Origin of the sequence: Mesorhizobium sp. NZP2298, from assembly GCF_013170825.1 — a bacterium.
Classification (GTDB): domain Bacteria; phylum Pseudomonadota; class Alphaproteobacteria; order Rhizobiales; family Rhizobiaceae; genus Mesorhizobium.
The window spans coordinates 5976149-5991233 of record NZ_CP033365.1; the positions used below are offsets into that span (position 1 = coordinate 5976149).

A 15085-nucleotide genomic window follows, 5' to 3' on the forward strand; every position below is an offset into this window, starting at 1 on the left:
CCCGCGTGGTCCCGACACGGGGCTATTTCGAATTGGAAAACCGCTGGATGAGCATGGCGATGATGATGATGATGCCCTGAACGGCGGCCACGAGGTACTCGGAAACGAAGTCCGACAGCACCATCAGGTTGGCGATCAGTTCCAGGATGACCGCGCCGGCGACTGTTCCCCACACATGGCCCTTGCCGCCGCGCAATGCGGTGCCGCCGATCACCACGGCGGTGATCACCTGCAACTCCCAGAGCTGCCCGGTGGTCGGCGTGGCGGCCCCCAGGCGCGGCACGTAGCAGATCGCGGCGATCGCCACGCACGCGCCCTGGACGATGTAGGCGATGGTGCGGGTCTTGATGACCGAGATGCCGGAATAGCGCGCGACATCCTCATTGGCGCCTACAGCCGCGCATTTGCGTCCGTATTTCATCTTGTAGAGGATGAAGGACGCGACGGCCGCGACCGCGATGGATATCAGGATCGGGATCGGAATACCCGCGACCGTACCGAAATAGACAGGTCGGTAGGCGTCGCGCAGCGACCGGTCGATCGGGATCGTGCCGCCGTCGGTCAGATAGGTGATCAGCGCCCGGAAAATTCCCATAGTGCCAAGCGTCGCGATGAACGGCTCGATCCGGCCGACCGTGACGATCAGCCCGTTGGCGAGCCCACACAGCAACCCGACCAGGATCGCAACGACCATTCCGGCGGGAATGGCCCAGAGGCCGGCATGCGGCGCCATCGCGTTCATGAACATGATCGTGATGCCGGTGACGAAAGCGGCCATCGAGCCGACGGAAAGATCAAGCCCTCCCGACGAGATGACGAACGTCGCACCAACCGCGATGATCGCGATGAAGGCGCTGCGGGTGATCACGTTGGCAAGGTTGGTGGCCGAGAGGAAGTCCGGATTGATGAGAAAGCCCGCTACGAGCAGGGCAGCCAATGCCAGGAAAGGTCCGACGTCGGTCCAGGTGAGATTCAAATCACTGATCCGGCGCGTCGTCGGGGATCCGATCATGACAGCCATTCTGTTCCTCCCTTGGCCTTTGGCCCCGGCTTCGGGCCACTGGTTGCCAGCAGCGCCACATTGCTTTCAGTCATTTCGGCGCCGCTGACTTCCCCTGTGACATGCCCTTCACGCATCACCAGGATGCGGTCGCAGATGCCGATCAGCTCCTGCATCTCCGAGGAGATGACGATGCAGGCCTTCCCCTTGGCGACCAGACCGTGGATGAAGGCGTAGATCTGCGCCTTGTTGGCTATATCGATGCCGCGCGTCGGCTCATCGATGATGACCACCGACGGGTTGGTCAAAAGGATCTTGGCCAGAAGCAGTTTCTGCTGGTTGCCGCCCGAGAGTTGAGCCGCCTTTGCGGCCGGGCTTTTCACCCTGATGTCATAGGTCTCGACGGCCTTTTCCAAGGCTTCCGTTTCGCGTCGGCGGCCTATCGAAAGGCCGGGATGGAAGACGCCGAGCGCAGAGAGTGTCAGATTGGGTGCCAGGCGCTCCTGCAGCAGCAATCCCTTGCCCTTGCGGTCCTCGGTCAGGTAGCCGATGCCGGCGTCGATCGCGGCGCGCTGCGACTGGAAGTGGACCGGCTTGCCCTCGAGCTCGACCGTGGCGGTTGCCGGGCGCAGGCCGACGATACCCTCGAACAGCTCGGTGCGGCCGGCGCCGACCATCCCGGCAAAGCCGAGTATCTCGCCCTTGTGGACCGTGAACGACACATCCTCGGCATAGCCGGGAACGGTGGCGTTCCTGACGCTCAGCATCGGGATATCGGATGATGCCCCGGTCTTTTCGGGGTAGAGCGCAGCCAGCTCACGGCCGACCATGAGGCGCGCCATGTCCATCTGGTTCATCGTCTTGCCGGGATAGGTGCCAACCATCTTGCCGTCGCGCAGCACGGTCACCTTATCGGCGAGCCTTTGCACCTCGTCCAACCGGTGGCTGATATAGAGCACTGCGGTGCCATGGGCCTTCAACTGCAGGACGATTTCCAGCAGCCGTTCGACCTCACCGCCGGTCAGCACGGCGGTCGGTTCGTCGAAGATCACCACCTTGTAGTCGTCGAGCAACGCGCGCGCGATCTGCACCATCTGCCGGTCGGCCAGCGAGATGTCGCGCACCAACGCGGTCGGCGATACGAAACAGCCGATCTGCGCCAGCTTCTCGGCCGCCAACCGCCGCATGGTACGGTCATCCACGACCGGGCCGCGCGAAAGCTCACGCCCGAGAAACAGATTGTCCGCCACCGTCAGCGCCTCGGCGAGCAGGATCTCCTGATGCACCAGCGCGATGCCGGCATCCTGCGCCTGGCTGGGCTTGGTGAATTCCACCGGGTGGCCGTTCATCGACAAGGTGCCGCTGCTTGGCTCGACATAGCCGGAAAGCAGCCTCATCAATGTCGATTTGCCGGCACCGTTTTCGCCGATTATGGCGTGGATCTCACTGGGCAGGACGTCGAGCGTGACGTCCGCGAGCACCGTCACCGGGCCGTATTGTTTCGACAGGTGCCCGGCGCGCAGCACCGGTTCGACGGCGCCCGGCATGTCGCCAGAGGGCAGCGTGCTTCCTCCCTCCCCTGCGATATTGGCGGCAATGGACATCGGTTCCAGCCTCAATCGAATGCCGGAAGCAAGCGATCGCGGGAATGCTCGATATGGACGCGCATGGCCTCTTGGGCGGCGTCCGGGTCGGCCCGACCGAATGCGGCGAGAATCGCCTCGTGTTCGTCGAGCGCTTCCTCGGTCACGCGGGAATGGTACATCAGGCGGAAGATATGGAAATGGGTGTGCTGGTGGCTCAACGTCTCCCGAATGAGTTCGTTTTCGGAAAACTCCATGATCTTGTCGTGGAAGATCGCGTCCTGCCGGGCGAAATTCGAATAGCGCAGGCGATCGTCCTTGCCTTCGCGCCGTGACATCACGCCGGCCGCTTCCAGCAAAGTGTTGAGCTTCGCTTCGTCCATGGCAGCGGCGGCTTTCGCCGCGGCATGCGGCTCAAGCAGAAGACGCATCTCGTACAATTCGTCGAAACGGCGGCGGGTAATCTGGGGTGCTGCGCGGTAACCAATGAGATGCGTCTTGAGCACCAGGCCTTCGCCTTCGAGGCGGCCGAGCGCCTCCCGGATCGGTGTGTGCGAGACGTTGAATTCCTTGACCAGGCTATCGACAGTGATGCGTGAACCCGGCGCGATCTTCAGCGCCATAAGCTGAGCGAAGATAGCTTCGTAGACATCTTCGACCAGGCTGTTGGAGCGCTGGATACGCCCCGCTGCGCCAATCGTTTCGGTCGTGTCGGTTGAGTTCGCGGTCTGCATTTTTTGCCTCTTGACAGTGAGGACTGCTAACACGATGCTCCGACCGATGCAATCCTATATCCTATACGATTTTAAAGCGGATATGTTTTTGAACCGTCACCTGGATGTCGCGGCGGCGCGTCCAACAGCCTTCGCCGACAGGTGGCGGACATGTCGCGATAGCCTTTCCCAGTTCTCAGTTGAGCCGCCGTCAAAGGACAAAAGATCATCATGAGCCTCTTCGCCGCCCTCCGGCTTCCGCGTGAAATCCTTTTCGGCAAAGGCCAGCGTCATGCGCTGCCGACAGTCGCCAGCAGGTTCGGGCGGCGCGCGCTGGTCTGTACCGACGAGCGCTTCGCCGGCACGGCGGTGTTCGCGGAGGTCGTCAAATCGCTCCAGGACGCCTCAATAGAGGTGCTGGTGCATGACCGCGTCCTTCCCGACGTACCGCGTGAAACAGTCAGCATCTGCGTCGACGAGGCGACAGGGTTCCGGCCCGAGATGGTGATCGGCATCGGCGGCGGCAGCTGCCTCGACTTTGCCAAATGCACCACCTTGCTGCTCAGCCATGGCGGCAAACTCCAGGACTACTATGGGGAGTTCAAGGTGCCCGGCCCCACGCTGCCGCTCATCGCCGTACCCACCACAGCGGGCACTGGCTCCGAAGTGACGCCGGTCGCGGTGATCTCCGATCCTGATCGCACGCTCAAGGTCGGCATATCGAGCCCGTATCTGATCGCCGCGGTTGCCTTGTGCGATCCCGACCTGACGATGACCTGTCCGCCCGGGCTGACCGCGATCGCCGGCGCCGACGCATTGACACACGCAATCGAGGCTTTCACCGCCATGCGGCGCGGCGAGGATCCGGACCTGCCGCAAAAGCACGTGTTCATCGGCAAGACGGCGCTGACCGATCATTTCGCGCTGCTGGCCATAAAGCTGCTGGGTCGCAGTCTGCAGAAAGCCTGCACGGACGGCACCGATGCTGATGCGCGTGCCGATGTGATGATGGGCGCGTTGGCGGCAGGGTGTGCATTCGGTACCGCCGGAACGGCGGCGGCGCATGCCGTGCAATATCCCGCCGGGGCGCTCACACACACCGCGCACGGCTTGGGTGTGGCAACCATGATGCCCTACGTCATGACCTATAACAGGCGTGTGGCTGCCGCTGAAATGGCCGAGATCGGCCGCGCGCTCGGGCTCTCCCCAAATGGGCGCAGTGAAGACGAGCAGGCCGGCGCTGCCATAGAGGAGATCAGGCGGCTGTTCGCAGCGATCGGCATTACCTCGACGCTGGCGGATCTTGGCCTACCCGCTGATAAGCTAGACTGGACCGCCGAGCAGGCGCTCGGCATCGACCGCCTCATCAAGAACAATCCGCGCCCATTCGATCTCGCCACCATGCGACGCCTGGTTCAGGCAGCCCACGACGGCGATCTCGCGGCCTGCGCCAATTGAACGAACGGAACAAGACGATGACCCTTGCCCAGCAAATCGACCAGGATGGCTACGACGTGCGCCGGTTTTCGCACGGGCTTTACATCGACGGCACGTGGCGCCCCTCTTCCGATGGCCGGCTCATCGATGTGGTCGATCCGTCCTCCGGGGCCGTGATCGCGGCGGTTCCCGATGCAACGCTCGAGGATGCCGCAACTGCCGTCGAGGCCGCAGCCAGGGCCGCCAAGGGATGGCGGGAGACAGCGCCGCGCAAGCGCTCGGAAATCCTTCGGCGATGTTTCGAACTCATGGTCGAACGTTCTGAAACGCTCGCCATGCTGATCTCGCTGGAGAACGGCAAGGCGTTGCGGGACGCGCGTGGCGAGGTGGCCTATGCGGCCGAGTTTTTTCGGTGGAACGCCGAAGAGGCGGTCCGGATCACCGGCGAATTCGGCACCGCACCATCCGGCACCAACCGGATCGTGGTCGACTATGAGCCGATCGGGATCTGCGTGCTGATCACGCCCTGGAATTTTCCCGCCGCGATGGCGACCCGCAAGATTGCACCGGCACTAGCGGCAGGTTGTACGGTCATCCTGAAACCCGCCAGCGAAACGCCACTGACGGCCTACGCTTTGGCCGCACTCTACAGTGAGGCCGGGGTCCCGGCCGGCGTCGTCAACGTCCTCACCACGACCAGTCCTGGTCCGTTGACATCGGCCATGCTGGCCGATCCGCGTGTCAGGAAGCTCTCCTTCACCGGCTCAACCGGAGTCGGCCGAACCTTGCTCGGCGAGGCGGCCAAGCATGTCATCTCCTGTTCGATGGAACTCGGCGGCAATGCGCCCTTCGTCGTGTTCGACGATGCTGATCTTGATGCGGCGCTCGACGGTGCAATGATCGCCAAGATGCGCAATGCCGGCGAGGCATGCACCGCCGCCAACCGCCTCTATGTCCAGTCAGGCATCCACGAACGGTTCGCTGACGGGCTTTCCAAACGCATGGCGGCGCTCAAAGTGGGAGCGGGCACCAATGCCGATACCGAGTGCGGCCCTATGATCACAAAGAAGGCAGTGGACAAGATCAACCGTCTCGTCAAGGACGCGGTGGAGCGGGGAGCCACGGTGCTTTGCGGCGGCTCGATTTTGGACCGCGAAGGCTTTTTCTATCCGCCGACCGTACTCTCGGCGGTATCGCCAGAAGCCGACATGGCGCATGAGGAGATCTTCGGGCCGGTGGCGCCCATCACCATGTTCGAAACCGAGGCGCAGGCCATCGCGTACGCTAATGACACGGAATATGGCCTTGCAGCCTATATCTATACGCGCGATGTGGGACGTGGAATGCGTGTGGCGTCGGGTATCGAGGCCGGTATGATAGGGCTCAACCGCGGGCTGATGTCCGATCCAGCGGCGCCCTTCGGCGGCGTCAAGCAAAGCGGCCTTGGCCGCGAAGGCGGTCAGCACCACGGCATCGCCGAATTCATGGAGGCGAAATACATCGCCGTCACCTTCTGATCGGGATCCCATGCAGAAAGACCCCTTCCGCACCCGCGACCACGTTGCCGATTTTGACGACATCGTGGCCGATATCGTGGCGCGCAGCGCCGCGACCCGGGCGACGCTGCCCATGGCCGGCGATCTCGCCTATGGCGAGCACCCTGCCGAGAAGCTCGACCTGCTTTTTCCGCCCGCCCGGGGCCGCAATCTTCCGGTTCATATCTTCATCCATGGCGGCTACTGGCGCATGTTCTCCAAAGCCGACTATTCCTATATCGCGGATACCGTGACCAAGGCTGGCGCGATCGCGGTGATCGTCGATTATGCGCTGATGCCTGAGGTCAGGATGGCGGCGATCGTGGATCAGGTCCGGCGCGCCAAACAATGGGTGCTGGACAACATCGCCAGCTATGGCGGCGACCCCGGCCGGATAAGCCTCAGCGGCCATTCCGCCGGGGCGCATCTGGCGACATTCCTGTTCGAAAAGACGCCAGCGCCTTCGCACATCCATGCAGTGCTGTTGTTGGGCGGCCTCTACGACCTGAAGCCGCTGCAGACGTCTTTCCTCAAGCCACTAATCGGCATCACCGACGAGGAGGCTGTGGCCTTCACGCCGATGACGCGGCGATACGATCCCGATACCGACGTGACGATCGTGGTAGGCGCCCAAGAAACGCCGCCATTCCAGAAGCAGGCGGCTGATTTCGCAACGCGATTGCGCGCGCACGGGCTCGGTGTCCGCAACCTGTCCCTGAAAGATCGGAACCATATGAACAGCGTACGGGATCTGGGCATCACCAGCACGCAAGCTGGCGATCGCCTGCTAGAAATCATCGAAGCGACGCGCGGCTAGTCCGGCTGGGTTCCGCGCAACCCAGGGGCGGACTGAGCGCCTTGCGCTGGAGGGGTCATCTGCCGTCAGTTCCCAGATGACCGCAACGGGGCCGAAGGAGAATGTCCGCTCTCGGGCTTATGTGGCTGAAGGTCGAACTTTTGCGCGTGCTGATCCCTGGTTCCATGCAACAATCCCTGGGATCCCACATGCACCTCCACACATGAGCACCAACCCTGCGTGCGCAGGTGATGGACACCGAGCGGCAGCGGATAGGCGCGGCGACCAAAAGCAAAACCGGAATGATCTGTTTTTGGAGAAAATCCCTAATCGGGACGCATGCTCAGGTCTCCTGCACCACACGCCGTGCGTTAAGCGATACCGCCGAAGCAGAGATATTTGAGTTCCGTGAAGTCATCGAGGCCGTACTTCGAGCCTTCCCGCCCAAAGCCGGACTGCTTGATGCCGCCGAACGGCGCCACTTCCGTCGAAATCAGGCCAGTGTTGATGCCGACCATGCCGTACTCAAGGGCTTCGGCCACAGCCCAAACGCGCGACATATCCTTGGCGTAGAAATAGGCCGCCAGCCCAAACTCGGTGTCATTCGCCATGGCAATGACATCCTCGACGGCATCGAAACGGAACAGGGGTGCCAGGGGACCAAACGTTTCTTCACGGGCTACCGCCATTTTGGCCGTCACGTCGGTCAGGACGGTCGGCCAGATGAAATTGCCCCCCAGGGGGTGGTCCGGGCCGCCAGCCACGATGCTGGCGCCATGAGCGACGGCGTTTTCGATGTGGCGCCTGACTTTGGCCACGGCGCGATCGTCGACCAAGGGACCGATCTCGGTGCCTTCCTCGAAGCCGTCGCCCACCTTGAAAGCTTTCACACGACGGACAAGTTTTTCCGCAAACTCCTCGTAAATGCCGGTCTGCACGTATAGGCGGTTGGCGCAAACGCAGGTCTGTCCGGCATTTCGATACTTTGAGACTACGGCTCCCTCGACGGCAGCATCGATGTCGGCATCGTCGAACACGATAAACGGTGCGTTGCCGCCCAACTCCATGCTGAGCTTCATCACCTGCGCCGAAGCTTGCGCCATAAGTGTGCGGCCGACTTCAGTGGATCCGGTAAAGGTGAGTTTGCGTACCTTTTCGTTTTCGCAGACCTCATCACCGAAGTCCGAACTCTTGGTGATCGGGACTACGCTCAGCAAACCGGCCGGAACCCCTGCCCTTTCCGCAAGCACGGCCAGTGCCAAGGCAGACAAAGGGGTCAGGGCTGCCGGTTTGAAGACCATCGAACAACCGACCGCCAAGGCCGGAGCGATCTTGCGCGCCACCATCGCCGAAGGAAAATTCCAAGGCGTCACGGCCCCGACGACGCCTACGGGTTGCTTGATTACGACGATCCGCTTGTCACGAGCATGCCCGGGGATGGTGTCACCATAGACGCGCTTGGCCTCCTCGCCGAACCATTCGATGTAGGACGCGCCGTAAAGGATTTCGCCTTTCGACTCTGCGAACGGCTTGCCCATCTCGGCGGTCAAGATGGTGGCTAGATCGTCCAGACTCGCGATTGTGAGATCGTACCAGCGACGCAGAACGGCCGCGCGCTCTTTGCCCGTACGGGCAGCCCAGTCCTTCTGTGCGACATGAGCTGCGTCGATGGCTTTCGCGATTTCAGCTCGTGTGAAATCAGGCAATGTTGCCAGCACCTCGTTCGTTGACGGGTTGGTAACGTCGAAGGTTTGGCCGGACCGCGATCGACCGAGCCATTCGTTGCCGATCAATCCCGCTTCGCGGACCAGGTCCCTATCCTTGATCTTGCTTAGGAGCGTCGCTGATACGGCCATGACCATTCACCTTTACTGGATTGCTGGCGCCCGCGCTTAAACATCAGGCGCTCCGCGCGGTACGGACTTGGGGACGAGCATCCCCGGCGGCGTCGAAGAGCCCCAGCGAACGTATCGAGCGGTTCCGAACTGCCGCCGGCGACAAGTTGCGTGCGGGCTTTTGCACGAGTTCGGTCGCCGTCACCGGGTTGTCGGGATCGCCCTTGGTGTCGTGGCGCGCAGCGGAGACAGGTCTTCCCGGGGGCAGTTTCCATTACGATCTTGGCTCCCCATGATTGAGGTAACGGCCGTTCCCTCCAGCGCGCCTGGCATGGCTCGCTCCGTATCCTGCTTTTCCGATACCATCGCATCGGAAGGGGTCCCTCCGTCAAATAGCGTTTTGTAATGGGAGATATAGCGAAACGGCACACTCGGCCGTTCGCCACCAACCCTGAAAGGTGTCCACTTCCTGTATCGAAGAGCTGGCAAAGGCTGCACCACGTGCAGTTACGTCGCTGCCTTGGAGAATGAGCCGCTCTCAACGACTTTCGAGAATATTCAAGCTGACGAAGGTCCAATCCGGCTCCCTACGATGTGATGGTAGGACCACGAGGCAATGCCTCGAATTGAGCTCTATTCTAGCCCTGCCCCAATGACACCGTGTCCGCGCTACCCTGCGATTTCTTCAGCCGCTGCGCCAACCGGCGGATTTCGCCAATCAGGACGGGGAGGACGACATGCTGGGCAGCGCTTTCCTGCGGCCGCACCAGGGCGATGGTTCGCGTCATGTCCCTGTCGGCGATGGCGGAGGCACTTAATGCGTGTTGAGAGAGTTCACGGGCCACGCTTGAGTGAGGCAGAATGGTTGCATATTGCGTGGCCTTATCCGCGATCACGGTTTTGACCGCGCCAAGGGAATCGAGTTCCAGCTCTGGCTTGAGGGCAATGCCCCTTGCCCGGTAGACCCGATCGATAATTCGCCGCAACTCATGGATTTCGCTGGGGAGGATCAGCTTCAGACGGCTGATATCGCCGAGCTGGCGTGGTGGTTGGAGCTTCACACCGGCATAGGACGTTACAAGTACAAGGCGCTCTGAGAACAGATCGATGATATCGAGCCTTTCCGGCGAAGTAGGTCGATAGGTAAGCGCGGCGTCGAGACGTCCGCCACGCATGAGGCTGGCGAGGTCGCCGCTGTAGGCCTCGACCACGTTCAGTGTCACGCCCTGACATTGACCTCCGACGAAACTGCGGATGTCCTCAAGGAACAGCGAAGCGATAGTTGGGCAGATGCCCAGCGATATCTCGCCTTTCAGTCCATTGGAACGCCGACGCATCTCGCGAACGGCGTCATCCAGGCCATCAATGTGAAGGCGGGATTGGCCCAGCAGGAACCGGCCTTCTGCCGTGGGCTCGGCGCCCCGTCCGCTGCGGTTGATCAGGGAAACCCCAACCTCCTTCTCAAGCAGTTTGATCTGCCGCGTCAGCGAAGGCTGCGCTACGCCGATGGATTGGGACGCGCGAGAAAATCCCCCGTGCTCGCACACCGCAATGAAATAGCGCAGGCGCCTGAGATCGATGCCATCCATCTCCCCGCTACCTGCCCGTGACACGGTCAAGGAGCCGGGCAATCCACGGCGTCGTGGTTGGCTCAAACAGGGGGTTGACGTCAGGCACAAGGTTGATCTGGTGGCGCGGCAGTTGATCTATCACGGATAGCCGGCCCTGATAGGCTAGCCACCACACGATGAAGACGCCGACGAACCAGAACAGGACCTGCCAGATTAGCAGCGATGGCACGCCCGGCGCCACGACAGTTCCGGCAAAAATTGGCTCGCTGAAGAACTTGTTGCCGAGGATCGCGCCGGGCCCGAGCGCGAAGAACGCCCAGAGCAGGGTCAGCGACCATTTCGCGGTCGTGGCCGCAGGGTTGCCATTGCGCGCCGGTTGGCTTTTTTCAAATGCATCGTGGAGGCGGTCCCTGCGATCTCTTTCAGCACCACTTCGCGTGAACAGAGAGACCAGGAGGCACGCCGCAAAATTCGGGATCAGCCCCCATCCGGCCGAATGCACCGATAGAGGCCAACGGCCCCACGGCAGGTCGATGAACAGTCGCTCGAACAGGGCCAAGCCAAAGCTCTCTGTAAACACCACGAAGAGACCTCCGACAATTAGCCCCGTCAACACACCGCTACGGCTAATCCAACGCACCCAGCAAAGGCCTAATACTGCCGGCAGGAGCTGCACGGATAGACTGAGCGTGAGAGACGAAAAGATCGTCGCGCCAAGCGGCGCATAACTCGCGGCGATGGCGACGGCGCCATAGACGAGGGCTAAGGTTACGCGTGCGGCAAACCGCGTCGTGCGTTGGTCCATGCCCGGAACAATGTAGCGGGAAGTGAGTTCGACCGTGCAAATGGAAGCACCCGATCCGGCGAAGAACGCCACGGCGATTTGGGATGCCGCCACCAAAAGAACAATGAAGCCCACCGCCACCATCTGGTCGAGCGATGCCAGGCGCGCGGTGAAGGCGGTCAGGGACCCTCCTGCCGCGATCTCGCCCGCCAGGATCGGCCCTACCAATATCAGTGCACCGGCCGCGACCCCCGCGATCATCCAGACCTGGCCAAATGCAAAGCCGCGATGCGGCTTACTTGTCATGCCGAGGAAGCTGAACCCGGGACTGATGGCGATGCCGCCCAAAGAGAGTGCGAACGTCAATCCCGCAAACGTCGTCCAGATGCCTCCGATCGGGAGTTCCTTGCCGATACCGGCCGTGAACTGGATCACTCCGGGGATCATGTCGGGCAGCACGCCCCCGGTTGTCGCAATGCCGCCAGCGGTAAAAGCGAGCTTGCCAACCGTGAAGCCCGTGAAACCGCCGAAGAACAGAAGGAGGGCCAGGACCAGCAAGGACTGGGCGGCAACGAAATAGGCGGTGCCGCGCCAGCCGCCGATCACGCTGCAAACGAAGAGTGCAAACGCAATCGCCCAGATTGCAAGCCCGGACGGGATGTCGCCCGCGGTTGAAGCGTCCACCAGTTCGCCCGCCTGAGACAGAGCCATCGCCGCGAACGGAATGGTGAAGAGAAACAACAAGACAAGCATGAAAATACGCAGGGTGGTGCTACCAAAATAATCGCCGAGCAGGTCACCCAGGGTTCGCAACGAGGTTAGTCTCGAAGCGAGCCAAAGGCGCTTCTGCGTGAGGGCCGCAACGAGGGCAACACAGATGATCCCGACAGCAACCTGATTGTATTGCAGGCCGAAGGTGGAGAGCAAAACCAGGTGGTCCGAAAGGCTAAGACTTGCCAAGGTAATGCCGGCACCAGCGAAGATGATCACCCAAGGCGGCAATGATTGACCGCCATCCACGAAGTCAGACGCCTGCTGGGTGTGACGGCCGCTGATGGTTGCAAGATAGAGACCGAAGACCGCAACGATGACGAGTATGGAAACCAGCAGGGAGGTCATTCGGAGCCTCCCGTCGAACGGGCTGGATCTCGGTCACCCGAACGGAAGTCGCGGATGGCGTCGAACCCTTCAAATGCCTGTCGCGCTCCATACCGGATGATCAGGTAGAAAATCACCACGGCCCCTGTGGTGATAAAGCCGACGCTGAGCGGCATGAAGTTATGCGCGGCCAATGGCGCCCCAACGAGCGACAGAGCCACGAAAAGGACGAGGCCGAATCCATAGATGATGAGGCCAAGTCCCAATTCGCGGGGCGAGAACCCTGTGCCGTAAACAGCATTTACGATCACATGCGCCACAAATCCCGCCAGAATAATCGCGAACCCGGAGAGGAGATAAGGCGCCCCGCCTTGGCCGAATCCGTAGTCAAACAAGAATGCGGCCGGCAGGGCCGCTGCCAACCAGCACGCCATAACCAGGGCGTGGCGGTCTAGCGTTTCATTTGGGCCGAGCGGGGTCATGAAAGGTTCTCGCTAAAGCGGGTCGCGTTCAGTCGTCCTTGTCCTTGGGAGCATCCGGCCCCTGGAAGTTGCGGAACGACATCCCGCCCGCGCTCCCGAGATTCTCGATCGGCAGCCCGAGGTCCTTCATGAGCCCATCTACGAACGCTACCTGGGTGCGGTACTTCATGGCGGAGTTCACGACGCGGTCCGTCATGTTGCCGCCACCCGAGCCGCCATTGCCCGCGCCAGCCGTTTCCGAGGGACTGTTGAGGCCTGGCAGTCCATCGACCTGCAGGATCTTGATAGATTCGATATTTTCCATGGGCTTGACCGTCTCGCGAATAATACTCGGCAGATTGCTGACGAGGTTCTCGTAGATGGCACTCCGCCTGCTGGCGTCCGAACGGGTGTTTTCCGACTCGTTGAGCATGCGCTGCCCGGCGGCGTCTTTGGCGTAGCGGATTTCGGCTGCGTTGGACTCGGCGATTTCCGCCTGCGCCCTTAGTTCCGTAGCTTCCTTCTCGGCTTTTGCCGAAGAGACCACGCGTTGGGCGTCGCGCTCGATCCTGGACGAAGACTGGATAAGCTCGATCCGCTTGATGCGTTCGGCCACCTCTTGTTCGCGTGCGCTGTTGACCTGCTCTTCCTGTTCAACCTGCTTTTTCAGGGCTTCCGCGGCTTCCGTCTTCGCGTAGGCTTCCTCGATCGACTTGTTGATCACCGCGATGAGCCGTTCCTTGTCGACGATTTCAACCTCCTTCTGCTGTTCGATCTCATACTTATCGACAAACTTCCGCGCCGCGATGCGCAGCTCATCAATCTGGCGGTTGGCCTCGATCGACGCGTCCTGGATTTCTTGGAATGCCTTGGTCTCGGCAAGCTTGATTTTCTGGTTTTTCTCGATCTCGAGTTGCACGATTTCCTCGTCAACCCTCAAGCGTTCGACGTCGACATCGTAGCGCTTCTGCAGGCGCGCCTTTTCCTGGTCCGCTTCGGCAAGCTCATTGCTGATGCGAACCTCCTTTGACTTCGCCACAGCCAGCAATTCAATGGTTTTGTCGGTTTCGATACGGTGTGTCTCGGTGACCCGTTGGCTCTGCAGTTTGGCCTGGTCGATCTCGGCCGATGACGTCGTCTCAATAATTGACAACTCCTGTCGCGACCGGATTTCCGACTCCTTCACATGCTGCTCGTTTTCGATCCTCTCAGCCTCGACTTCCCGGCGGTTCTGGATCCGTCGCATCTCGAGCTCGCGGCGCGACATGATCTCCGTCAATTCAGTCTCTTGCTGTTTCTTGATCTCCAGCGACCGCACCTCCGACTGGGTAGTGATCCGTTCGGAATCAATCAGCCGGTCTTTGGCGATCCGGATCCGCTCGCCTTCTTGCTCGCTGCGAATCCTGGCGTTTTGAATACTGATCGTGGAACTGGACCGCTCTGCCTCGATTTCCGCCAGCTGGGAGGCCTTGCGGATTTCGATTGCCTGTGTCTGTTCAATGCGGGCGTACTCAAGGTCACGCTCGATCTCCAGAGCCCGTTGCTCCGTCTCGAAATCCTTGAGCTTGATGCCGATCCGCGATTCGTTTTCGATGCGGTTGCGGAGCTGACGGCGCTCTTCAATCTGCTCGGTCAGCTGCGTCAGTCCTTCAGCATCGAACGCGTTGGACGGGTCAAATACAGAAATGGCGGTCTGGTTGAGGTTGGTCAGCGAGGCGTTTTCAAGCTCGAGACCGTTGGAGCCGAGAGTTGTCGCGGCCAGAGCGGCGACCTCGCTCATGTAACGACCGCGGTTGGTGTGGATCTCATCCATCGTCATTGTAGAAGCGATGGCCGACATTGCGTCGACGAACCGGCCCTGAACGATCTCTTTTAGCGCGGCCGGATTCTGGGTGCGCTCGCCGAGCGTCCGGGCGGCGGTCGAGACACCGGCTTCCGTCGGCACGACCCGTACGAAGAACTCTGCGATGATATCGATGCGCATTTTGTTCCTGGTGATCAGGGATTGCTCGCCGAGCCTCCTGATTTCCACCGGGATCGCGTTCATGTTGACGCGAGTGATGTCGTGGACGATCGGAATGATCAGCGCACCACCGCCCATGACCACTCGCTCGCCCCCGAGGCCGGTCCGGACGAAGGACTGATCTTTTGACGAGTGTCTGTAAAGCCAGTGCAGCAGATAGACACCGATCGCGATGATGATCGTTATGAGAATAACGACTGCGATCACATCTGAGCCATTCATTGGAAGATCCTCCACTTAACCGCAGGC

Annotated in this window: 11 protein-coding genes; 3 read left to right on the plus strand and 8 right to left on the minus strand. The window is 61.1% G+C overall.

The window, feature by feature from the left end:
• Nucleotides 1-22: 22 nt before the first annotated feature.
• Genes EB231_RS28770 through EB231_RS28780 form a run of 3 tightly spaced genes read right to left on the minus strand, consistent with a single transcriptional unit; the run spans nt 23 to nt 3317 of the window.
• Complete coding sequence (locus EB231_RS28770; protein ID WP_445299327.1) at nt 23-1012, minus strand: ABC transporter permease; 990 nt, start codon at nt 1010-1012, stop codon at nt 23-25.
• A complete protein-coding gene (locus EB231_RS28775; protein ID WP_172351791.1) occupies nt 1009-2604 on the minus strand; it encodes a sugar ABC transporter ATP-binding protein in 1596 nt (531 codons plus the stop codon). Before EB231_RS28775 ends, EB231_RS28770 begins: the two co-directional genes overlap by 4 nt.
• A gap of 11 nt (nt 2605-2615) precedes the next feature.
• Complete coding sequence (locus EB231_RS28780) at nt 2616-3317, minus strand: GntR family transcriptional regulator (protein WP_172351792.1); 702 nt, start codon at nt 3315-3317, stop codon at nt 2616-2618.
• A gap of 210 nt (nt 3318-3527) precedes the next feature.
• Here EB231_RS28780 and EB231_RS28785 point away from each other — a divergent pair, with 210 nt between their 5' ends.
• Genes EB231_RS28785 through EB231_RS28795 form a run of 3 tightly spaced genes read left to right on the plus strand, consistent with a single transcriptional unit; the run spans nt 3528 to nt 7085 of the window.
• Nucleotides 3528-4754, plus strand: a complete 1227-nt coding sequence (locus EB231_RS28785) for an iron-containing alcohol dehydrogenase (protein WP_172351793.1) — start codon at nt 3528-3530, stop codon at nt 4752-4754.
• A 17-nt stretch (nt 4755-4771) separates the two neighbouring features.
• Nucleotides 4772-6250: an NAD-dependent succinate-semialdehyde dehydrogenase gene (locus EB231_RS28790; protein ID WP_172351794.1), complete on the plus strand. Its 1479-nt coding sequence runs from the start codon at nt 4772-4774 to the stop codon at nt 6248-6250.
• A 10-nt stretch (nt 6251-6260) separates the two neighbouring features.
• Nucleotides 6261-7085: an alpha/beta hydrolase gene (locus tag EB231_RS28795; RefSeq protein ID WP_172351795.1), complete on the plus strand. Its 825-nt coding sequence runs from the start codon at nt 6261-6263 to the stop codon at nt 7083-7085.
• 350 nt (nt 7086-7435) lie between these two features.
• Here EB231_RS28795 and EB231_RS28800 read toward each other — a convergent pair whose 3' ends face one another.
• The 5 genes from EB231_RS28800 to EB231_RS28820 all read right to left on the minus strand — a co-directional run bounded on the left by EB231_RS28800 (nt 7436) and on the right by EB231_RS28820 (nt 15058).
• Nucleotides 7436-8920, minus strand: a complete 1485-nt coding sequence (locus tag EB231_RS28800) for an NAD-dependent succinate-semialdehyde dehydrogenase (protein ID WP_172351796.1) — start codon at nt 8918-8920, stop codon at nt 7436-7438.
• 617 nt (nt 8921-9537) lie between these two features.
• Nucleotides 9538-10488, minus strand: coding sequence for a LysR family transcriptional regulator (locus tag EB231_RS28805; protein ID WP_172351797.1), 951 nt, complete (start codon nt 10486-10488; stop codon nt 9538-9540).
• 7 nt (nt 10489-10495) lie between these two features.
• On the minus strand, nt 10496-12373 hold the full coding sequence (locus EB231_RS28810) for a hypothetical protein (protein WP_172351798.1): 1878 nt from the start codon (nt 12371-12373) through the stop codon (nt 10496-10498).
• Nucleotides 12370-12834: a hypothetical protein gene (locus EB231_RS28815; RefSeq protein WP_172351799.1), complete on the minus strand. Its 465-nt coding sequence runs from the start codon at nt 12832-12834 to the stop codon at nt 12370-12372. The genes EB231_RS28810 and EB231_RS28815 overlap by 4 nt, the downstream gene beginning before the upstream one ends.
• A gap of 28 nt (nt 12835-12862) precedes the next feature.
• The gene (locus tag EB231_RS28820; protein WP_172351800.1) at nt 12863-15058 is read right to left on the minus strand and encodes a flotillin family protein; all 2196 of its coding nucleotides are present in this window, start codon (nt 15056-15058) and stop codon (nt 12863-12865) included.
• Between the last annotated feature and the right edge of the window lie 27 nt (nt 15059-15085).